This window comes from Brevundimonas sp. DC300-4 (assembly GCF_049897365.1).
In the GTDB taxonomy this organism is placed as follows: Bacteria; Pseudomonadota; Alphaproteobacteria; order Caulobacterales; family Caulobacteraceae; genus Brevundimonas.
In genome coordinates, this window is the sequence record NZ_JAFCWC010000004.1 from 197510 (window position 1) to 216245 (window position 18736).

Here is an 18736-nt window from a genome sequence, read left to right on the forward strand (position 1 = left end):
ATGATCCGCTAGAGGAGGTCATGACAGAACAGAAAAACGAGGCGCTCTCGGCGCCCGAGGCGCTGGATCGCCTCGAAACCCTCTACACCCAATCCGTCGCCGCCCTGCGGGACGCCGTCCGGACCTTCCTCGCCACCGGCGAGCGGGCGGACCCCGAGGCCCGGGCGAACGGGCTGTTTTCCTACCCCTCCCTGAAGATCAGCTGGTTCGGCGACCGCCCCACCAATCTGCCGATCCGCTCCTATGCCCGGATGTCGCGTCAGGGCGTCTACGCCACCACGATCACCCGGCCGGATCTTTACCGTCCCTATCTGATGGAGCAGCTGACCCTGCTGCAGCACGACTACGATGTCGCCTTCGAGGTCGGACCGTCGGAGCAAGAGATCCCCTTCCCCTATGTGCTCGACGGCTCGGACGTGGTGCTGAACCCGTCGCAGACGGCGGCCATCGCGCGATATTTCCCGACCACCGACCTGGCCCATATCGGGGACGAGATTTCCGACGGCCTGTTCAATCTGGACGAGGATTTTCCCCTGTCGCAGTTCGATGGGCTGCGCACCGACTTCTCGCTGGCGCGGCTCAGGCACTACACCGGCACGCCGGTCGAGGACGTCCAGTCCTACATCCTGTTCACCAACTACAACCGATACGTCGACGACTTCGTACGGTGGGCCTGCGAGCAGCTGAAGGATCCGAACAGCATCTACGAGACCCTGTCGTGCGCCGGCGGCGTGGTGATCACGCGCGAGACCGCGGACGCCGATGCGGTCATGGATGCGGCCTGGAAGAAGCACCAGATGCCCGCCTATCACCTGACCGCGCCGGGCCATAACGGCATCACCCTGGTCAACATCGGGGTCGGGCCGTCGAACGCCAAGACGATCTGCGACCACCTGGCCGTGACCCGGCCGCACGCCTGGCTGATGATCGGCCACTGCGGCGGCCTTCGGCCCAGCCAGACCATCGGCGACTATGTTCTGGCCCACGCCTATCTGCGCGACGACCATGTGCTGGATGCCGTCCTGCCGCCCGACATCCCGATCCCCTCGATCGCCGAGGTCCAGCGCGCCCTCTACGACGCCGCCAAACAGGTCTCCGGCGCGCCGGGCGAAGAGGTCAAGCGGCGCCTGCGCACCGGCACGGTGGTGACCACCGACGACCGGAACTGGGAGCTGCGCTATTCTAAGTCGGCGCTGCGCTTCAACCAGTCCCGCGCCGTGGCCATCGACATGGAGAGCGCCACGATCGCGGCCCAGGGCTATCGCTTCCGCGTGCCCTACGGGACCCTGCTGTGCGTCTCCGACAAGCCGCTGCACGGCGAGATCAAGCTGCCGGGCCAGGCGAACCGCTTCTACGAGGGTTCGATCTCGGAACACCTCCAGATCGGCATCCAGGCGATCGACCTGCTGCGCAAGGAGGGAGCGAGCCTTCACTCCCGCAAGCTGCGCGCCTTCGACGAGCCGCCGTTCCGCTGACCGGTCCGTTTCGTCCGGACGGAAAACACCCTGACGAAACGGACAAATCTCCTTTGCTCGGCGGCGGACGAAGGCCCTGTTCGCGAGTATTCTATCCCGGCTGCAAGGAGCGTCGAACAAAACGCCCTTCGTTAGACCCGGCTTTTGATTTGAAGGGCGGATTCGGACGATCCGTTGATGGGTGTGGGCGTCAATCCGAGTATCGGAAGTTAAGTAGCGAGGCCGTCAGGGCTTCCTGAACAGGTAGAGACCGAAGCTGAGCCAGGGCCTGCCGAAGTCGAAGGTGGCCCTGGACAGGTCGGCGCGCCGGCGGATCGACGGCGCGGCAGGGTCATCGGGATTGGCGACGAGCCAGTCGCGGACGCGCGTGTCGGCGCCGCCGAAGAAGGCGTCCCAGTCGGCGTCCGGGGCGATTTCGGCCGAGACGACCTCCAGTCCAGCGGCTTCGGCGGCGGCCAGCCAGCCCTCGTGGGTCGCGTAGTCGCCAGTCGCTCCGATTACCTGACGCAGTGGCTCGGGCGGTTCGCCCTTCCACGTCAGATCCCCCCATAGCAGCCAGCCGGACGAGGCCAGTCTGTCGGACATGCGGGCGAAGATGTCGGTGGGGGACCGGATGTCTGGCCCGGCCGGCTCGGTCGAGCCCAGGGCCACGATCAGGTCGGCTGGGGCGAGCCGGTCGAGCGCCGTGGCCGAGCCTTCGGCGACCACGGCGACCCTGTCGGCGACACCGGCCGCTTCGGCACGATCGCGGATCATCTCCGCCATGTCGGGATAGCGCTCGATGGCCTGGACCCGGAGGCCGAACTCCTGCGCCAGGGCGACCGACACGCCTCCGGCTCCGGCGCCGATGTCCAGCGCGACTGCGCCTTCCGGCAGGCCGGTCCGGGCGACCAGGCCCAGGATGGCGTCGAGCGTCACGGGGTTGGCGACCTCGAAACCGGCATAGGCAATGCTGTGGTAGGTCGGCGTCATGGGCGGATCCGATGGTCTGGTGATCTCCGACATCCGTGCACCCCGGCGTAGGCCGGGGTCCAGATCACGGATGCGGAAGTTTGGGATATCGCACACCACTCTCGTTGATGAATCGGCGTCCTCCCTCTGGACCCCGACCTTCGCCGGGGTGCACGGGGGAAGGCATAACTAAGTAACAAAAAGAACTTTACAACACAAAGTCAATGTGGGATTGAAGCGTCATCAGCCACGGACGCATAGCGATGACCGCCACCACCTTCGACCCCGTCGCCTCCTTCCAGGCCCAGCCGACGCTCGCCGTCGCGGCCGGTCGCAACCTGATCGCCGCCGGTTCGATCTTCGGCGCCGCCAACCTGTTCCAGTGGGGCGTGATGAGCGGGGCGATGCCCCTGCACCCGGCGATGCTGTCTCTCAGCTGGCCGGTGGCGGTCGCCGCCTTCATCATCATCGTGAGGCGCCTGCGCGGCGCGGGCGGCGAACCGGCGCTGCGGGCGGCCTCGTGGTCGCGCTGGGCCATCCTGTTCCAGATCGTCGCGGCTGTGTCGCTGGCGATCGTATCCGGCGTGACGCAGAACTGGGCGCTGATGATGTGGATGTCGCCGATCGGTCTGGCCTTCTACGGCGCCGCCAGGGCCGTCGCGGCCTTCCGGGGCGGCCGATCCTGGGCGGGCGGCGTGGCGCTTGGAGCCCTGGGCGGAACGATGGGTGTCGCGTCGCTGGTCGGCACGCCGACCCAGTACCTCGCCTATGCCTGCGGTCTGGTCTGCGCGGCCCTGATCCCCGGTCTGATGCTGGCCCTCGGCCGCGCCCGCTGACACCGAACACAAACTGGAAAACCCGAACATGACCGATCCGAACAACGACACCGCTGACATCGCCTGGCTGCGCAGTCTCGCCGAGGAAGGCGCAAAGACGCCGCCTCATGGCGGGTCCATCCTGTGCGCGGCCGGACTGATCTGGGGCACGGCCAGCGTCGCGCACTGGTTCATCATCACAGGCCTCCTGCCGGTCGATCCGGCGGGCTACGGACTGGTCTGGGGCGTCGCTCTTCTCGTCTTCTTCGCCACGCTCTTCATGCTGACCCGTCGGCTGAAGGCCCAGGGCGGAGTGGAGACCGCCGCCAATCGCGCCTTCGGCAGCGTCTGGTCGGCCCTGGGATGGGGCATCTTTTCGCTGTTCACGGCCCTGATGTTGCTCGACGTCGGCCGGACGGGCGAGGTGAATATGGCGGAATGGTCGCTGGCCATCCCCTCGATCATCATCGCCTTCTACGGCATGGGCTGGGCCGTCTCCGCGACCATGCTGCGCCAGCGCTTGCTCTGGGTCCTGGCGATAGCGTCGTTCATTGCGGCGCCCGTGCTGGCCTTGCTCTCGGGCTCGACGGCTCAATATCTGGCCTATGCCGCGGCCCTCTATCTGCTGATGGCCCTGCCCGGGTTCCTGCTGATGCGCCAGGCGAGCCGGGGCTGAGAATGGCCGACGATTTCGATATCGGCCGGATCGACGACGTCATCCATGGACGGGTTCGTCTCGGCATCATGGCGGCCCTGTCCGGGGTCGAGAGCGCCGACTTCGGCACCCTGAAAGCGCGGCTCCAGACCACCGACGGCAACCTGTCGGTCCACCTGAGGAAGCTGGAGGAGGCGGGGTTCGTCGCCGTGACCAAGCGGTTCGTGGGTCGCAAGCCCCTGACCGAGGCCTCGATGACCGAGGTCGGCAGGAAGGCTTTCCTCGCCTATCTGGACGCCATGGCCGGGCTGGTCGGGCCGCGCTGAAACACCCTATAGGGAGGCCATGACCTCCCGCATCCACGCCTTCGACGCGCTCGACAATTTCCGCGACTACGGCGGCTACGACACCGCCGCCGGCCGGGCCCTCAAGACGGGTCGGCTGTTCCGGTCGGCGCATCAGGCCTCGGCCTCGGAGGCGGATCTGCAGCGGCTGGCGGCGCTGGACCTCGGCGTGGTCGTCGATCTGCGTCGTCCGGTTGAACGGCGTCGTCAGCCGTCGAAGCGGGCCGCCAACTTCACCGGCCAGGTGTTCGAGAGCGATCTCGACGAGGCCGGCGAGGCGCCGCACATCACCTTCCTCAAGACCGCGGACCTGACGCCGGACTCGGGCCGCCGGTTCATGACCGCCACCTATCGCCAGCTGCCTTTCGCTCCGGCCCACATCGACCTGTTCGGCCGCTATTTCTCCGCCCTGGGCGAGACCGACCGGCCGGTGCTGATCCACTGCGCGGCGGGCAAGGACCGGACCGGCATGCTGGCGGCCCTGACCCATCACCTGCTGGGCGTCGGCCACGACGACCTGATGGAGGACTACCTGCTGACCAATACGGCAGTGGATCTGGTCGGCCGCGCGCCGGCCATCGCCGAACAGCTGAAAGGCTTCACCGGGCGTGAGGCCTCGCACGACGCCGTGGTGGCCTTCATGGGGGTCGAGCCCGCCTATCTGGACGCCGCCATCGCCGCCATCAATGAGCGGTACGGCTCGATCTACGGCTATCTGGAACAGGCGCTCGGGGTCGATGCCGCCCTGCGCGCCCGGATCACGGAGCGGCTGGCAGCGTGACAGGCGAGGGGACTCTGGCCATTCGCGTCGTCAGGACCCTCGACTGGGTCGAGCCCCTGGCCGTCGCGGCCGGGCTGGCGCATCGTCAGGGGGCCTTGTGTCTCCTGTCCGACGGCGGCCCCAACGCGCGGCGCTCCTGGGTCGCCTGCGCCCCCGACCGGATCGTCGCGACGCGGATGGAGGCGTCCCATTCCTTCTCCGCCCTGGCCGAGGACGGGATGGACCGGTTCGTGGTCGGCCTGGCGACCTATGACGCCGGGGCCCGCCCCGCAACCGGAGACCGGGGTGCGTCGCCGGGAGACTGGCCGGATCTGATGCTGGCCCGCTATCCGGCCATGCTGGTCTTCGATCACGAAGCGTGGACGGTCTCGGCCATAGGGCTGGGGAGGGACGAGGGCGAGGCGACCGGGAAGGCGGACGAGGCCGTCGGCTGGATCGCTTCGGCGACCCCTGTCGCGCCCGGCGGCGTCCCGGCCGCGCGCTTCGAACCGGAGCGGCCCGAGCGGGATTACACCGATGCCGTCGCCGACGTCGTGGCGCGGATCGCGGCCGGCGAACTGTTCCAGGCCAATATCGCCCGGGCCTGGAGCGGCGAACTCGAATCCCATGCCGATCCGTTCGACGTGTTCGCCCGGCTGGCGGCGGGAGGGGCGCCCTATGGCGCCTTCTGGCTCATTGGGGACCGGGTGCTGGTGTCCAACTCGCCGGAGCTGTTCCTGACCTTCGATCCCCACACCCGGCGGATCGAGACGCGGCCGATCAAGGGCACCCGCCCTCGCGACGCGGACCCCGGGATCGATGCGGCCCAGGCGGCCGAACTGATCGCCAGCGCCAAGGATCGGGCCGAGAACCTGATGATCGTCGACCTGATGCGCAACGACCTGTCGCGGGTCGCGCGACCGGGCTCCGTCGTGGTCGAGTCACTGTTCGAGCTGGAGAGCTTCGCCACCGTCCACCACCTGGTCTCGACCGTGACCGGCGTGGCCGAGCCGGGCGTCGGTCCGGCCGAGGTGCTGGCGGCGTCATTCCCGCCGGGATCGATCACCGGCGCGCCCAAGCACCAGGCCATGCGGGTGATCGCGGCTCACGAAGGCCCGCGCGGGGCCTGGTGCGGCAGTCTGTTCCTGCTGGACGACGACGGCGCCCTGACGGCCTCGGTGCTGATCCGGACCATCGCCTTCTGGCACGAGGGCGAGACCTGGGCGTTCCGTACCCTGGCCGGGGCGGGGATCGTGGCGGACAGCGATCCGGCCTCTGAGCTTCAGGAAACGGACACCAAGATCGCGGCGATCCGCCAGGCGCTCGTCGGGTAGGATCGCCTAGCAGTTAGAGCAGGTGATGGTGTTCACGAGCCGCGGCCGGAGCCAGTAGGTGTGGCTGAATTGCTTGGTCCCGAGGACCTGGTTGAGCGGCGAAACATAGTCATAGGTGCCCTCGCTCATGATGACGCTCTCGCCGTTCTCGATCAGGCCGGAGGGGACCGTCATGGTCCCGCTGCGACTGGTCATGCCCTTGCCCCGGCTCCAGGTCACCCGCGCCACGCCGTCGGCCCCCCGCGTGATGGCGGTGACGCGCAGCTTCAAAGGGGTGTCCGGGAAGGGCGCCAGGACCAGGCCGCCGATGGCGAAGGTGTCGTCGATCAGGTCCGCGTCCACCGCCTGATACTGGGCCACGATGTCGGCGACCTGGGAGGTGGCGTGGCCCATCCGGCGCTGGGCCATATAGGCCTGGCAGAACTCGGCGAGGCCGAAATAGATCAGGATCAGGACAGGGGCGAGCAGGGCGAACTCGACGGCGGACACGCCGGACCCGTCGCGACCGAAACGGTGCAGGAAGCCCAGGCTGGCGGAGCGGCGCAGGCTCATGGCGTGGACCCGCGATAGGGCTCGTTTCGGAAGGCGGTGGCGACCGAGATCACAGCGGCTCCGGAGTCCAGCCGCGACATGGCCTGCTGCATGAAGGGTGTGACCAGCGGCTGGGAGTACCAGACGCGGACCAGCATCAGGTCCCCCGGCTGGCCCTTGTTGTATTGAAGATCGCCCGTGTTCATGACGCCGTTGCGGATCGGGCTGTCCGGGGTGCCGTCGGTGAACTGGGGCATGACGCGAACATCGACGTCGGCGCGGCTGCCGCAGTCGCCCTGGAAGACGCTCATCTCGGCGCACAGGGCTGTCTTGAACTGGGCCGCGGAGATGTTCCCGGTGTCGGCCTGGCCGGTGCGAACCAGCCGGCTGGCGGTCAACACGGCGTTCTCGAGCGTGGAGTCGATCAGGAAGACCAGACCGAGTTCCAGCACCGCGAAGATCATGAAGAAGAACGGGGCGGCGACCATGGCGAACTCGACCGCCGCAGCGCCTTCACGGGGCGTGCGGACAGCGGCCCGGCCGCGCCTGCGGAACAGGGACCGGCTCATGGATCAGGGGGTCGGAGCGGAAGCCGCCGTAGCGGCCGAGGCGGTGGCGGGACCGGAGACGTTGCGGATGCTGGGCGCGCAGGAGGCGGCGCAGGCCATCTCGGTCGCCTGGGCTCCGCGCCAGACGCGCACTGAACCCGTCGATCCGCCGGTGACGACGATCTCGCCCTGGAAGATGGTCCGGCCGACGCCATCCACGGCGACGACCTCGGTCACGCCATAGCCCTTGCCGGTGACAAACAGGGTGTTGGCGTCCACGACCGTGACATCGGCGATGGCCGGGTTGCCGACGATGACCGAAGCGGCTGATCCCGTCAGGCCGATGCGGGCCGAACGGTCAATCTCGACGTTCAGCGTCTGGGCGTGAGCGGCCCCGGCGGCCAGCAACAGGCCGGCGAGGAGGGCGGGGCGCAGCAGGGCGGCGATCGATCCGGCCATGGGTAGGTGTCCTTGTAGCTCTGAACGGGCGCGCGCGAGGGCGAGACGCGAAGATCGGTCGGAAACCTCTACAAAATCTAAACCCAGAGAGATTCGGCCTTGCTTCATTCAGGTGTATGAGCAAGCGCTGGCAAATGATTTTACGGATGGGCGTTCTGGAGCGCTGAGCTGTTCAACGCTGGCAGGCATTTGCTGTTTTTGCATAATGTTCAGGTCGATATTTTACAGTAAACAATCGGCTAGCCACGCCTTCTATATTTTCTTTAACCAGTCCGGAAGAGTCTGCCCATGCGTTTGGGGGACAAGCGGGCGACCGAGCCTCCCAGCCATCGCTGCTCGTTTCACAGATTTCACAGGGAAGACCATCATGACCAAGTCCATTTCGCGTTTTGTCGAGGATGAGTCGGGCGCCACCGCCATCGAATACGGCCTGATCGCAGCCCTCATCGCCGTGGTCATCATCGGCGCCGTTCAGCTCGTCGGCACCAACCTGTCGGCCACGTTCGATAAGGTCTCGGCCAAGCTCGGCTAAGCCCTCACGGGTCTTGAAAGTGGCGGGTCGGCGTGGAAACGCGGCGGCCCGCTGTTTTTTAGCGAGGTCGTCGCGGCGCACCGGACCTGGCCCGCTCCATAGCGGCCGAAAATCGCTACGAGCCCGGAAGTGAGCAACCTTCACCCGCGTTTCGGTCAAGGCGTCTTAACAAGCGCTAACGGATGACCTTGTACATCATCCCCTGGATGGCCGACCTGTTCAGGGCTGAGGGGTATCTGCTGGCCGCGCAAACAGCTCGTGCCGAATTTTCACAGTAAACGTGCAGGTAACCACGCCTTCTAGCCCCGTTTTAACCGGTCCGGGTCAATATGCCCATGCGTTTGGGGGACAAGCGGGCGACCGAGCCTCCCAGCCATCGTTGCTCGCTTCACAGATTTCACAAGGAAGAACACCATGACCAAGTTCGTTTCGCGTTTCGCCAAGGACGAGTCGGGCGCTACGGCCATCGAGTACGGCCTGATCGCGGCTCTGATCGCCGTTGTCATCATCGGTGCCGTGCAACTGGTCGGCACCAACCTGTCGGCCACGTTCGGCAAGGTCTCGGCCAAACTCGGCTAAACCCTCACGGGTCTTGAAAGCGGGGGCCGGCGTGGAAACGCGCCGGCCCTTTGTTTTTTTCCGGCGAGGTCGTCGCGGCAACCCGGATTTAACCCGCCCCATGCAGAATGCAGTCATGGACATTGTTTCCCTCGCCCTGCTCAGCGTCCTGCCCGGCCTGGTCATCGCCGCGGCCCTGTCGGACCTGACGACGATGCGGATTCCGAACTGGCTGTCGGGATCCCTGATCCTCGGCTTCTTCCCGGCGGCCCTGGCGGTCGGCCTGCCGGTCGATATGGTCGGCATGCATGGCGGCGTGGCCGTCATCGCCCTTCTGGTCGGCATGGGTCTTTTCGCGCTTCGGGTCATCGGTGGCGGAGACGCCAAGCTGATCGCCGCCGCCTGCCTGTGGCTGGGGCCGTCGGCGTCCTTTGAATTCATTCTCTGGACCGCAGTGTTCGGCGGCCTGCTGTCGCTGGCGCTGATCGTCGCCCGGCGCGATGTCGCGCCCCACATCGTCGGCGGTCCGGTCTGGGTCCACACCCTGCTCGAGACCAAGGGTGACATTCCTTATGGCATTGCCATCTGCGCCGGCGCCCTGATGGCGTTTCCTTCCAGCGCTCTGCTCGCTGCATTCGCCGCCGGCTAGCCAGGTTTGCGCATTTAGCGTCGCGTTAACCCGCGCCCGCCATGGTCGTTAACGGTAGACCGCAGGAGCCACGATTCGGGCCCGGTCTCGCCGGAGACCGTCGATGAAGCCCGCCCGTATCGCCGTCATCTGCATCGCCGCCGTGGCCGCCATCGGTCTGGCCCTGGTCGTGCGCGCCATGGGATCGTCCTCTGGCGAGCCTGCGGCTGTCGCCGCGGCAGCCGAACCCGCGCGACCGATGGCCAAGGTACTGGTCGCCGCGCGTGATCTGGCGCCCGGTCAACGGCTCACCGACGCCGATCTGGAATGGAAGGACTGGCCCGCCGACGAGGTCAATCCCGCCTTCATCACCGACGGATCCGTCCCTGTGCCCCAGGCTGAAGCCGCCGACGCCGAGGGCGAGGCCGCCAAAGCCGAGGAAGAAGACAAGCCCGAGGGCACGGTAGCCCGCGTCACCCGCGCCGCCGAGGCGCTGACCGGCGGCGGAGCCAAGTCGGAATATTTCGGGTCGGTCGTTCGCGAACCGATCCTGGCTGGTGAGCCGATCGTGGGCCGCAAGATCGTCCGCGCCGGCGACAGCGGCTACATGGCCGCCTATCTGGAGCCCGGCATGCGGGCCATGGCCGTCGCCGTGTCGACCGAGACCGCCGCCGGCGGCTTCATCCTGCCGGGCGACCGGGTCGACGTGCTCGTCACGCTCGAGCTTGAACGCGGCTCGGACGATGCTCCGAACCAGGCCAAGTTCGCCAGTCGTCTGGTGCTGCAGAACGTCAAGGTCCTGGCCATCGACCAGTCGACCCGCGCCGAGGACGACCAGCAGGCCGTGGTCGGCGCCACCGCCACCCTGGAGATCGCGCCCAGCGACACCGGGACCCTCGCCCTGGCCAAGGCGGCCGGCATTCTTTCGCTGACCCTGCGGTCCTATGCCGACACCGCCGGGCCCTCGGGTCGCGTGGGTCCGGCGGCCCGGACGCCGGTCGCCAGTCGTCCCGCCACGGTCCGCATCTTCCGCGGCGGAGAACCCGAAGTGGTGAGCGTCCAATGACCGCCTCTGTGAACCGTCTCGTCGCCCTGGCCTGCGCCGCACTCGTCGCCGCAGGCGCCGCCGCTCCGGCGACGGCCCAGACCTATGGCGCGCGCCAGACCGTAGCGGCGGGTTCCGGTCCCCAGCTGGTCAACCTGCCGCGCGGCACCTCCTTCGCCGTCGACCTGCCCGCCGATGCGCGGGACGTCATCGTGTCGAACCCGGCCGTGGCCGAGGCCAATGTGCATTCGCCGCGCCGCATCACCATCATCGGCATCGCGCCCGGCGAGACCGACGCGGTCTTCCTTGACGCCGCCGGCCGCCAGATCCTGACCCTGCGCGTCCGCGTCGACGCCGGCACCTCGGCCCTGCAGGACACGCTCAGCCGCATCGCTCCAGGGGCCCAGGTCCACGCCGAGGCGGTCAACGACAGCATCATCCTGACCGGCATGGTCACCAGCACCGCCGAGGCCGAACGGATCGTCTCGGTCGCCCGCGCCTTCGTCTCGGCGCCCGAGAAGGTGCTGAACATGCTCAGCGTCGCCGGCTCGGACCAGGTCACGCTGAAAGTCCGGGTGGTCGAGGTTCAGCGCAACGCCATCAAGCAGCTCGGGCTGGCCACCAACGTCGTCTACAACGACGGCAACTCCTCGATCGGCTTCGGCCGGGGCAATACCTGGGGCGCCAACGGCAACTATCTCGGCGGCAACGGCCTCTGCTACGGCGAGAACAACGCCCGCACGACCAACTACGACAACCAGGTCCAGGCCGGGTCGAACACGAGCAACGGCACGACCACGACCGCCACCAACGGCACCACAAACATCAACCAGGTGCAGGTCGGTATGGAGGGCGAACCGGGCCCCTATACGCTGGTCGGGACCGCCGTCACCGGGGCGATCACCAGCACGCTCGGCAGCACGGTGACCAACGCCATCACCGGCCTGGCCCAGACGATCTATTCGACGGTCACCGGCACCAACACCCAGAACTGCCTTGAGGCGTTCGAGCGCGTCGGCCTGGTGCGCACCCTGGCGGAGCCCAACCTGACGGCGGTCAACGGCGAAAGCGCCAGCTTCCTGGCCGGCGGCGAGTTCCCGACTCCGACCGGGCGGGACCGCGACGGAAACGTCACCATCGAATACAAGCCCTATGGCGTCAGTCTGGCCTTCCGCCCGATCGTGCTTTCGGGCGGCAACATCTCGTTGCAGATCTCGATGGAGGTCTCCGAGCTGCAGGCGGGCGGCGGCTTCACCCTCGGCGCCGGCACGCCGTCGTCCATCACCCTGCCGGGCCTGGGCGTGCGACGGTCGTCCACAACGGTCGAACTGCCCTCTGGCGGGTCGATGATGATCGCGGGCCTGCTCCAGGAAAGCACCCGCCAGACGGTCGATTCCCTGCCCGGTGTGACCAACCTTCCGGTGCTCGGTTCGCTGTTCCGGTCGCGCGACTATCTGTCGGGCGAGACCGAACTGGTGATGATCGTGGAGCCCTATATCGTCAGTGCGACGTCGCCCGGCCGGATGCAGACGCCCGCTGACGGCCTGCGCATCGCCAACGACGCCCAGACCATCTTCTTCGGCCAGTTGAATCAGGCCTACGGATCCCCCGCCCCCACCGCCTCGCCCTCGGCCGGATGGCAGGGCCCCGTCGGCTATGTGATCGAGTGAGCGCCGCCATGACCCGTTCTTCCCTGATCATGCTCGCCTCGGCCGTCTTGCTGGCCGCCCCGCTGGCGGCCTGCGGCGGCGCCGCCGGTTCCGGACCGGTTCCCCTGACGCCGACCTCGCGCTTCGCTCTGCAGGTCGAACCGGGGATCGACCGTGTGGCTTTCGCCGTGCACGAGACGGGCCTGTCGGAAAACCAGACTCTGGCCCTGGGCGACATGGTTAATCGTTTCGCCGGCGAAGGCGCGCCGATGCTGACGGTCGAGGCGCCATCGGGTGACGACCCCGTCTCGTCGGACATCGCCTGGCGGATCAAGGGCGCCCTCGAAGCGCAGGGCGTGCCGCCCTACCAGGTCCGGGTCGTGACCTATATCGCTCCCGATCCCCGCGCCCCGGTGCTGGTCGGGTTCGACACCGTCAGGGCCGCCGTACCCCAGTGCGGGACCAGCTGGACCAATCTCGGCCGCACCGGCGCCAACGCCGGCTACGCCAACTTCGGTTGCGCGGTGAACGCCAACCTCGCCGCCCAGATCGCCGATCCCCGGGACATCGTTTCGCCGCGCGCCCTCCAGCCGGGCAGCGCTGAACGCCGCGCGGTCGTGTTCGACAAATACCGGCTGGGCGAGCCGACAGCGGCGACGCGCGAACCGATGATCGAGAACCAGCGCATCTCGAATGCGGTGGACTGACGCGACATGACCCATGCCTCCGCCTCCCGCCCGTTTGACGACCTCGACGACGAGTTCGACGCCGATCTCGACTTCATGCCGGCCGCCGCGCCGTGGCCGGACGCCGACATCAATCCGCGCGAGCCGCTGCAGTTCACGGCTCCCGTCGGCGCTCCGGCTCCAGCAGGAGCGGTCGTCGCCCATCCCGGCCTGCCGATGGCTTCGGGACCCGGTCCCGCGCCGGGCTACAACCCGGTCGGCGAACTGGTGGCCGGCGCCTCCGCCGCCTTCGCGCCCCAGCTCTCCGGGCTGCAGAACGAGGTCACGGTCCCGCGCATCGCCATCCACGTCTTCGCCGAGCGTCAGGACACCCTCGCCGCCGCAGAGCGCGCCGGCCAGGATCGGCGCATGTCCCGCGCCACGACCCAGATCCGTGTCGGCGGCATCCCGGGGGCCCTGGACGCCTATTCGCAAGAGCCGACGCCGCCCCTGATCATCGTCGAATGCCTCGAGGATCCCCAGGCCCTGCTGTGGCAGGTCGACCGCCTGGCCGAGGTCTGCGACCCGGGCACCAAGGTCGTCGTTATCGGCGCGACCAACGACATCATCCTGTTCCGCGAGCTGATGAAGCGGGGCGTCAGCGAATACCTCGTCGCTCCGGTCCAGCCGTTGCAACTGATCGCCGCGATCGGCGGGCTTTTCTCCGACCCCGCCCAGCCGTTCGTCGGCCGCTCGATCGCCTTCGTTGGCGCGCGGGGCGGGGCGGGGGCTTCGTCCGTGGCGCACAACACCGCCTATGCGATGTCGGAGCGGATCGGGGCCAACACGGTCATCGTCGACTACGACCTGCCGTTCGGCACCGCCGGCCTCGACTTCAACCAGGACCCGCTGTCGGGCGTGGCCGACGCCTTGGGCCAGCCCGACCGGCTGGACGCCGTCCTGCTGGACCGGATGATGGTCCGCTGCACCGACAAGCTGTCGCTGTTCGCGGCCCCCGCGACCCTGGACACGGACTGGGACATCTCGCCCGACGCCTTCGAGGAGGTCACCGCCCAGATCCGCGGCACCGCGCCCTTCGTGGTCCTGGACCTGCCGCACATCTGGACCGGCTGGATGCGCAAGACCCTGATCTCGGCCGATGAGGTCGTGGTCGTGGCGACGCCGGATCTGGCCAGCCTGCGCAACGCCAAGAACATAATCGACCTGATCCGTTCGGGTCGTCCGAACGACGCGCCGCCCCGGCTGGTGCTGAATCAGGTCGGCGTGCCGGGTCGCCCGGAAATCCCGGCCAAGGACTTCGGCGCGGCCCTCGGCATCCATCCCAGCCTGTCGATTCCGTTCGATGCCAAGCTGTTCGGCATGGCGGCCAACAATGGCCAGATGATTCTCGACGCAGGGGCCAGGTCCAAGGCGGCCGAGGCCTTCCAGACCCTGGCCCAGATCGTCTCGCGCCGCGAACTGCCGATGATCGCCGGGCCCGGCAAGGCGTCGAAAGGCGAACAGAAGTCGATGTTCTCCGGCCTGTTCAAGAAGAAGACCTGACGGGTGTTCGGAAAGCGTACATCCCAGCCCGGCGGGGTAGCGACCCAGCCCCGGCCCGCGCCTGCGCCCCAGCCGGCCGAGGCGTTCGATGACGCCTTGCCGCCCCAACCGGACCAGGGTCAGCAGACCCAGGCCTTCGCCTATTCCGCCGAGGCCCCGCCGGCCGAGACCGGGTTCGCCCACACCTCCGGACGTGCGGCGTCCGCCCCGCCGTCGCCCGCTGCCGATCGCCTTGATGCGCTCGCCGCGCGGCCCAGGCCGGCCGCCGCCCCGCCACCGAACGCCGGACCCGGCCCCAAGGCCACTGCCGGCTTCGAACAGCTGAAAAAGGCCCAGGCGGTCGCCGAGATCGTCCGCGAGCAGAGCGACTACTACCACGCCACGAAGACGACGATCTTCAACGCGCTGATGAACACGATCGACCTGGCCCAGCTGGCCCAGCTCGATACCAAGGCCGCGTCGGAAGAGATCCGCGACATCGTCGCCGAACTGGTGGCGATCAAGAACGTCTCCATGTCGGTCGCCGAGCAGGAGCATCTGGTCCAGGACATCGTCAACGACGTCCTGGGTTACGGCCCGCTGGAGCCGCTGCTGGGCCGCGACGACATCGCCGACATCATGGTCAACGGCGCGGGCCGGGTGTTCATCGAGGTCAACGGCAAGGTCCAGCTGACCAATGTCCGCTTCCGCGACAACACCCAGCTGATGAACATCTGCCAGCGGATCGTGAGCCAGGTCGGCCGCCGCGTGGACGAGAGCTCCCCGATCTGCGACGCCCGCCTTCCGGACGGCAGCCGCGTCAACGTCATCGCGCCCCCGCTGGCCATCGACGGGCCCACCCTGACGATCCGTAAGTTCAAAAAAGACAAGCTGACGATGAAGAACCTGGTGGAGTACGCCTCCATCAGCCCGGAAGGGGCCCGCGTCCTGGGCGTCATCGGCGCCTGCCGCTGCAACATCGTCATCTCGGGCGGCACGGGTTCGGGCAAGACGACCCTGCTGAACACCCTGACCGCCTTCATCGACCCGACAGAGCGGGTCATCACCTGCGAGGACGCCGCCGAGCTGCAGCTGCAGCAGCCGCACGTCGTCCGTCTGGAAACCCGCCCGCCCAACCTCGAGGGCCAGGGCACGATCACCATGCGGGATCTGGTCAAGAACTGCCTGCGGATGCGTCCCGAGCGGATCATCGTCGGCGAGGTCCGCGGACCGGAGGCCTTCGACCTGCTGCAGGCGATGAACACCGGCCACGACGGCTCGATGGGCACGCTGCACGCCAACTCCCCGCGCGAAGCCATCAGCCGGATGGAATCGATGATCACTATGGGCGGCTACGGCCTGCCGTCCAAGACGATCCGCGAGATGATCGTCGGCTCGGTCGATGTTATCATCCAGGCCGCGCGCCTGCGCGACGGCTCGCGCCGCATCACCCACATCACCGAGGTGGTGGGGCTGGAAGGCGACGTGATCGTGACCCAGGACCTGTTCGTCTACGAGATCACCGGCGAGGACGAGAACGGCAAGATCGTCGGCCGTCACCGTTCGACCGGTATCGCCCGTCCCCGCTTCTGGGACCGCGCCCGCTACTACGGCCTGGAGCGCGAACTGGCCGAAGCGCTCGACGCGGCGGAGTAGGCGAGATGCTGCCGATCCTCGCCGCGATCCTCGCCTTCATCACCATCGGCGGCCTGGGCTGGGCCTTCGTCGGCGGCGATGATTCCAGCGCCCAGGCCCTGAAGCGCGCTGAAGGATTCACCTCTCCCTCGGCGCGCAACGCACGCGCCAAGGCCGCGAAGGCGGAGGCCAATACGCCCGAAGCCCGACGCAAGGGCATCGAGCTTCAACTCAAGGAGGCCGACCGCCAGGAGCGCAAGGCCCGCATGACGATGGCGGCCAAACTGAAGCACGCCGGCCTGGCCATGACGATCAGGACCTTCACGATCATCAGCATCGCCGCCGGGTTCATCGTCTTCCTGCTGGCGCTGCTGTTCGGGCCAAACGTTTTCGTCGCCCTGGGCGCGGGCCTGGTCGCCGGTCTGGGCTTGCCGCGCTGGGTCGTCGGCTTCATCGGCAAGAGCCGGATGAAGAAGTTCGCAGCCGAATTCCCCAACGCTGTCGATATCATCGTGCGCGGCATCAAGACCGGCCTGCCGGTCCACGAGTGTTTCAAGATCATCGGCAGGGAGAGCCCCGCGCCGCTCGGTCCCGAATTCCAGAAGCTGGTCGAGGGGCTGGGCGTGGGCCTGACCCTGTCCCAGGCCCTCGACCGGATGTACGAGCGGATGCCGACGCCGGAGCTGAAGTTCTTCGCCATCGTCATCGCCATCCAGCAGAAGACCGGCGGCAACCTGGCCGAGGCGCTGGGCAACCTTTCGACCGTGCTGCGTGCGCGCCGTATGATGGGGGAAAAGATCAAGGCCCTGTCGTCCGAGGCGGTGGCCTCGGCGGGCATCATCGGCTCCATGCCGCCCGTGGTCATGATCCTCGTCTCGATCACGACCCCCAGTTACATGTTGCTGATGTTCACCGACTTCCGCGGCCAGATCATGCTGCTGTGCGGCGCCACCTGGATGGCGATCGGCATCTTCGTGATGAAGCGCATGATTTCGTTCAAGTTCTAGGAGGGCGAGATGGAATCCATCATGCGCGCCATCGTCGAGCCGGTGAACCTGATCAGTCTGGCGGTCGCCGTGCTGGTCTTCGCCACCATCCTGACCCTGCTGGGCGGAATGGGGAGCGGCGTGGCCCTGGAAAGCCGGATGAAGGCGGTCGCCGTGCGCCGCGACGAGCTGAAGCGCCGGTCGCGTCAGGCCATCGCCGGCGGGCAGGGCGGTCTGCGCCATACCGACGACGGCTTCAAGAAGCGGGTCGTCGACCGGCTGAACCTGACCAAGATGCTGGAGGACCCCAAGGTCGTCGAGCAGATGGCCCAGGCCGGCTTCCGGGGCCCCCGGCCGCTGACGACCTTCTACTTCTTCCGGTTCGCCTCGCCCTTCGTCGGCTTCCTGCTGGCGGGGGTCTACATCTTCTTCATCAACGACTTCGGCCAGCCGTTGATGGTCAAGGTGGCGATCGTGATGGCGGGCGCCATGGCCGGGTTCTACGCCCCGAACATGTTCCTCCAGAACGTGATCGCCAAGCGCAAGACGTCGATCATGCAGGCCTTTCCCGACGCGCTCGACCTGATGCTGATCTGCGTCGAGGCGGGGATGTCGATCGAGTCCGCGATCGTGAAGGTGGCCCAGGAGATCGGTACCACCTCCATCGCCCTGGCCGAGGAACTCAGCCTGCTGTCCGCCGAGCTCAGCTACCTGCCAGAGCGCCGCATGGCCTATGAGGGCCTGGCCAAACGGACCAACCATCCGGGCGTCCGCGCCGTCGCCACGGCCATGGTCCAGGCCGAACAGTACGGCACGCCCCTAGGGTCCGCGCTGCGGACCATGGCCAAGGAAAACCGCGATCTGCGCCTGTCGGCGGCGGAGAAGAAGGCGGCGGCCCTGCCGGCCCAGCTGACTGTGCCGATGATCCTGTTCTTCCTGCCGGTGCTGTTCACCGTCATCCTGGGTCCGGCCATCATCAAGATCCAGGACACCATGGCCTCGAATGCGGCCAGGGACGTGCCCCGCGCCGAGCAGAGCGCGGAGAAATAGGTCCGCCTACAGGCTGTCGACCTTCAGCTTCAAAGCCTCGCCGATGGCTTCGCAGGCGGTGCGGATCGTCTTCTTGTGCTTGTCGTGGAAGCCTTCGCCGCGGAAGCCGGAGAAGATGAAGCCGTTGGCGATGATGCAGCTGCCGGGCTCGAGTTCCTCGATCTCGTAGTAGCGGACCACGTTGAACAGCCAGCCGCGCTTCTCGGTCCAGACCAGCTGGGCGTTCGGCTGCCAGTCGGCGACGCGACCGGTGACCTGACGCTCCGGCTGGCCTTCGATGCGTTCCGTCAGATTGATCACGCCGCCGAAGGCGATGGTTCCGCTGACGCCCGTTTCGATCGGGTTCCACTGGTCCCAGCCCGGCAGGTCGGCGATGACCTCCCAGATCCTGTCGGAAGGGGCGCGGACGCCGACGCGTTTTTCGACCTTGAAGTTCATGCCCGACGATGTCGCAAGCCTCTCGCCCGGACGCAAGACCGGCCATTCTGGTTGCGGGCTACCGCTCGCCCCGGGTCCGATCTTCGGTCGGCCCGAGGACAGGTTCTGGGGCTGCTCGGTGCACCAGCCCGCCCAC

21 protein-coding genes are annotated in these 18736 nt (G+C 67.6%); 16 read left to right on the forward strand and 5 right to left on the reverse strand.

Going from position 1 to position 18736, the window contains the following annotated elements; translation table 11 throughout:
• The first annotated feature begins 20 nt into the window (after window positions 1-20).
• Complete coding sequence (locus ACP7AZ_RS08820) at window positions 21-1475, forward strand: AMP nucleosidase (RefSeq protein WP_426038104.1); 1455 nt, start codon at window positions 21-23, stop codon at window positions 1473-1475.
• Window positions 1476-1700: 225 nt separating this feature from the next.
• On the opposite strand, the gene ACP7AZ_RS08825 is transcribed toward ACP7AZ_RS08820, so the two are convergent.
• A complete protein-coding gene (locus ACP7AZ_RS08825) occupies window positions 1701-2447 on the reverse strand; it encodes an SAM-dependent methyltransferase (protein WP_426038106.1) in 747 nt (248 codons plus the stop codon).
• Between the two features lie 242 nt (window positions 2448-2689).
• On the opposite strand from ACP7AZ_RS08825, the gene ACP7AZ_RS08830 reads away from it, so the two are divergent.
• The 5 genes from ACP7AZ_RS08830 to ACP7AZ_RS08850 are packed head-to-tail and all read left to right on the forward strand — an operon-like array spanning window position 2690 to window position 6334.
• Window positions 2690-3262 (forward strand): hypothetical protein, encoded by a 573-nt coding sequence (locus tag ACP7AZ_RS08830; protein WP_426038108.1) that lies wholly within the window; start codon window positions 2690-2692, stop codon window positions 3260-3262.
• A gap of 28 nt (window positions 3263-3290) precedes the next feature.
• Complete coding sequence (locus ACP7AZ_RS08835) at window positions 3291-3917, forward strand: hypothetical protein (protein WP_426038110.1); 627 nt, start codon at window positions 3291-3293, stop codon at window positions 3915-3917.
• Between the two features lie 2 nt (window positions 3918-3919).
• Window positions 3920-4222 (forward strand): winged helix-turn-helix domain-containing protein, encoded by a 303-nt coding sequence (locus ACP7AZ_RS08840; RefSeq protein ID WP_426038112.1) that lies wholly within the window; start codon window positions 3920-3922, stop codon window positions 4220-4222.
• 19 nt (window positions 4223-4241) lie between these two features.
• A complete protein-coding gene (locus ACP7AZ_RS08845) occupies window positions 4242-5021 on the forward strand; it encodes a tyrosine-protein phosphatase (RefSeq protein WP_426038114.1) in 780 nt (259 codons plus the stop codon).
• On the forward strand, window positions 5018-6334 hold the full coding sequence (locus ACP7AZ_RS08850) for an anthranilate synthase component I family protein (RefSeq protein WP_426038116.1): 1317 nt from the start codon (window positions 5018-5020) through the stop codon (window positions 6332-6334). Before ACP7AZ_RS08845 ends, ACP7AZ_RS08850 begins: the two co-directional genes overlap by 4 nt.
• A gap of 6 nt (window positions 6335-6340) precedes the next feature.
• Here ACP7AZ_RS08850 and ACP7AZ_RS08855 read toward each other — a convergent pair whose 3' ends face one another.
• From ACP7AZ_RS08855 to ACP7AZ_RS08865, 3 genes are read right to left on the reverse strand one after another with little or no spacing between them, the layout of a single operon-like run.
• Window positions 6341-6886, reverse strand: a complete 546-nt coding sequence (locus ACP7AZ_RS08855) for a TadE/TadG family type IV pilus assembly protein (RefSeq protein ID WP_426038118.1) — start codon at window positions 6884-6886, stop codon at window positions 6341-6343.
• On the reverse strand, window positions 6883-7434 hold the full coding sequence (locus tag ACP7AZ_RS08860; protein WP_426038120.1) for a TadE/TadG family type IV pilus assembly protein: 552 nt from the start codon (window positions 7432-7434) through the stop codon (window positions 6883-6885). The genes ACP7AZ_RS08855 and ACP7AZ_RS08860 overlap by 4 nt, the downstream gene beginning before the upstream one ends.
• A gap of 3 nt (window positions 7435-7437) precedes the next feature.
• Window positions 7438-7872 (reverse strand): pilus assembly protein N-terminal domain-containing protein, encoded by a 435-nt coding sequence (locus ACP7AZ_RS08865; protein WP_426038122.1) that lies wholly within the window; start codon window positions 7870-7872, stop codon window positions 7438-7440.
• A gap of 367 nt (window positions 7873-8239) precedes the next feature.
• Between ACP7AZ_RS08865 and ACP7AZ_RS08870 the strand changes: the two genes are divergently transcribed.
• The 10 genes from ACP7AZ_RS08870 to ACP7AZ_RS08915 all read left to right on the forward strand — a co-directional run bounded on the left by ACP7AZ_RS08870 (window position 8240) and on the right by ACP7AZ_RS08915 (window position 18162).
• On the forward strand, window positions 8240-8404 hold the full coding sequence (locus ACP7AZ_RS08870) for a Flp family type IVb pilin (protein ID WP_425991931.1): 165 nt from the start codon (window positions 8240-8242) through the stop codon (window positions 8402-8404).
• Between the two features lie 414 nt (window positions 8405-8818).
• Complete coding sequence (locus ACP7AZ_RS08875; RefSeq protein ID WP_298159380.1) at window positions 8819-8983, forward strand: Flp family type IVb pilin; 165 nt, start codon at window positions 8819-8821, stop codon at window positions 8981-8983.
• 115 nt (window positions 8984-9098) lie between these two features.
• Complete coding sequence (locus tag ACP7AZ_RS08880) at window positions 9099-9611, forward strand: A24 family peptidase (protein WP_426038124.1); 513 nt, start codon at window positions 9099-9101, stop codon at window positions 9609-9611.
• 103 nt (window positions 9612-9714) lie between these two features.
• On the forward strand, window positions 9715-10656 hold the full coding sequence (gene cpaB, locus ACP7AZ_RS08885; RefSeq protein ID WP_426038126.1) for a Flp pilus assembly protein CpaB: 942 nt from the start codon (window positions 9715-9717) through the stop codon (window positions 10654-10656).
• A complete protein-coding gene (locus ACP7AZ_RS08890) occupies window positions 10653-12305 on the forward strand; it encodes a type II and III secretion system protein family protein (protein WP_426038128.1) in 1653 nt (550 codons plus the stop codon). Before cpaB ends, ACP7AZ_RS08890 begins: the two co-directional genes overlap by 4 nt.
• Window positions 12306-12313: 8 nt before the next feature.
• Window positions 12314-12991 carry a CpaD family pilus assembly protein gene (locus tag ACP7AZ_RS08895; protein WP_426038130.1) on the forward strand — a complete coding sequence of 226 codons (678 nt, stop codon included), beginning with the start codon at window positions 12314-12316 and terminating at the stop codon, window positions 12989-12991.
• Window positions 12992-12997: 6 nt separating this feature from the next.
• Window positions 12998-14512 carry a cellulose synthase operon protein YhjQ/BcsQ gene (locus ACP7AZ_RS08900; protein ID WP_426038132.1) on the forward strand — a complete coding sequence of 505 codons (1515 nt, stop codon included), beginning with the start codon at window positions 12998-13000 and terminating at the stop codon, window positions 14510-14512.
• Window positions 14513-14515: 3 nt separating this feature from the next.
• Entirely contained in the window at window positions 14516-16147 is a 1632-nt protein-coding gene (locus ACP7AZ_RS08905) for a CpaF family protein (RefSeq protein WP_426038134.1), read from the forward strand.
• 5 nt (window positions 16148-16152) lie between these two features.
• Window positions 16153-17133 carry a type II secretion system F family protein gene (locus ACP7AZ_RS08910; protein WP_426038136.1) on the forward strand — a complete coding sequence of 327 codons (981 nt, stop codon included), beginning with the start codon at window positions 16153-16155 and terminating at the stop codon, window positions 17131-17133.
• A gap of 9 nt (window positions 17134-17142) precedes the next feature.
• Window positions 17143-18162, forward strand: coding sequence for a type II secretion system F family protein (locus ACP7AZ_RS08915; RefSeq protein ID WP_426038138.1), 1020 nt, complete (start codon window positions 17143-17145; stop codon window positions 18160-18162).
• A gap of 6 nt (window positions 18163-18168) precedes the next feature.
• On the opposite strand, the gene ACP7AZ_RS08920 is transcribed toward ACP7AZ_RS08915, so the two are convergent.
• Window positions 18169-18600: an SRPBCC family protein gene (locus ACP7AZ_RS08920; protein WP_426038140.1), complete on the reverse strand. Its 432-nt coding sequence runs from the start codon at window positions 18598-18600 to the stop codon at window positions 18169-18171.
• Window positions 18601-18736: the final 136 nt, after the last annotated feature.

Bases quoted from the DNA above. Each gene is read 5' to 3' on its own strand.
- ACP7AZ_RS08820 (WP_426038104.1), top strand. From the start codon at position 21: ATGACAGAACAGAAAAACGAGGCGCTCTCGGCGCCCGAGGCGCTGGAT.
- ACP7AZ_RS08825 (WP_426038106.1), bottom strand. From the start codon at position 2,447: ATGACGCCGACCTACCACAGCATTGCCTATGCCGGTTTCGAGGTCGCC.
- ACP7AZ_RS08830 (WP_426038108.1), top strand. From the start codon at position 2,690: ATGACCGCCACCACCTTCGACCCCGTCGCCTCCTTCCAGGCCCAGCCG.
- ACP7AZ_RS08835 (WP_426038110.1), top strand. From the start codon at position 3,291: ATGACCGATCCGAACAACGACACCGCTGACATCGCCTGGCTGCGCAGT.
- ACP7AZ_RS08840 (WP_426038112.1), top strand. From the start codon at position 3,920: ATGGCCGACGATTTCGATATCGGCCGGATCGACGACGTCATCCATGGA.
- ACP7AZ_RS08845 (WP_426038114.1), top strand. From the start codon at position 4,242: ATGACCTCCCGCATCCACGCCTTCGACGCGCTCGACAATTTCCGCGAC.
- ACP7AZ_RS08855 (WP_426038118.1), bottom strand. From the start codon at position 6,886: ATGAGCCTGCGCCGCTCCGCCAGCCTGGGCTTCCTGCACCGTTTCGGT.
- ACP7AZ_RS08860 (WP_426038120.1), bottom strand. From the start codon at position 7,434: ATGAGCCGGTCCCTGTTCCGCAGGCGCGGCCGGGCCGCTGTCCGCACG.
- ACP7AZ_RS08865 (WP_426038122.1), bottom strand. From the start codon at position 7,872: ATGGCCGGATCGATCGCCGCCCTGCTGCGCCCCGCCCTCCTCGCCGGC.
- ACP7AZ_RS08870 (WP_425991931.1), top strand. From the start codon at position 8,240: ATGACCAAGTCCATTTCGCGTTTTGTCGAGGATGAGTCGGGCGCCACC.
- ACP7AZ_RS08875 (WP_298159380.1), top strand. From the start codon at position 8,819: ATGACCAAGTTCGTTTCGCGTTTCGCCAAGGACGAGTCGGGCGCTACG.
- ACP7AZ_RS08880 (WP_426038124.1), top strand. From the start codon at position 9,099: ATGGACATTGTTTCCCTCGCCCTGCTCAGCGTCCTGCCCGGCCTGGTC.
- cpaB (WP_426038126.1), top strand. From the start codon at position 9,715: ATGAAGCCCGCCCGTATCGCCGTCATCTGCATCGCCGCCGTGGCCGCC.
- ACP7AZ_RS08890 (WP_426038128.1), top strand. From the start codon at position 10,653: ATGACCGCCTCTGTGAACCGTCTCGTCGCCCTGGCCTGCGCCGCACTC.
- ACP7AZ_RS08895 (WP_426038130.1), top strand. From the start codon at position 12,314: ATGACCCGTTCTTCCCTGATCATGCTCGCCTCGGCCGTCTTGCTGGCC.
- ACP7AZ_RS08900 (WP_426038132.1), top strand. From the start codon at position 12,998: ATGACCCATGCCTCCGCCTCCCGCCCGTTTGACGACCTCGACGACGAG.
- ACP7AZ_RS08910 (WP_426038136.1), top strand. From the start codon at position 16,153: ATGCTGCCGATCCTCGCCGCGATCCTCGCCTTCATCACCATCGGCGGC.
- ACP7AZ_RS08915 (WP_426038138.1), top strand. From the start codon at position 17,143: ATGGAATCCATCATGCGCGCCATCGTCGAGCCGGTGAACCTGATCAGT.
- ACP7AZ_RS08920 (WP_426038140.1), bottom strand. From the start codon at position 18,600: ATGAACTTCAAGGTCGAAAAACGCGTCGGCGTCCGCGCCCCTTCCGAC.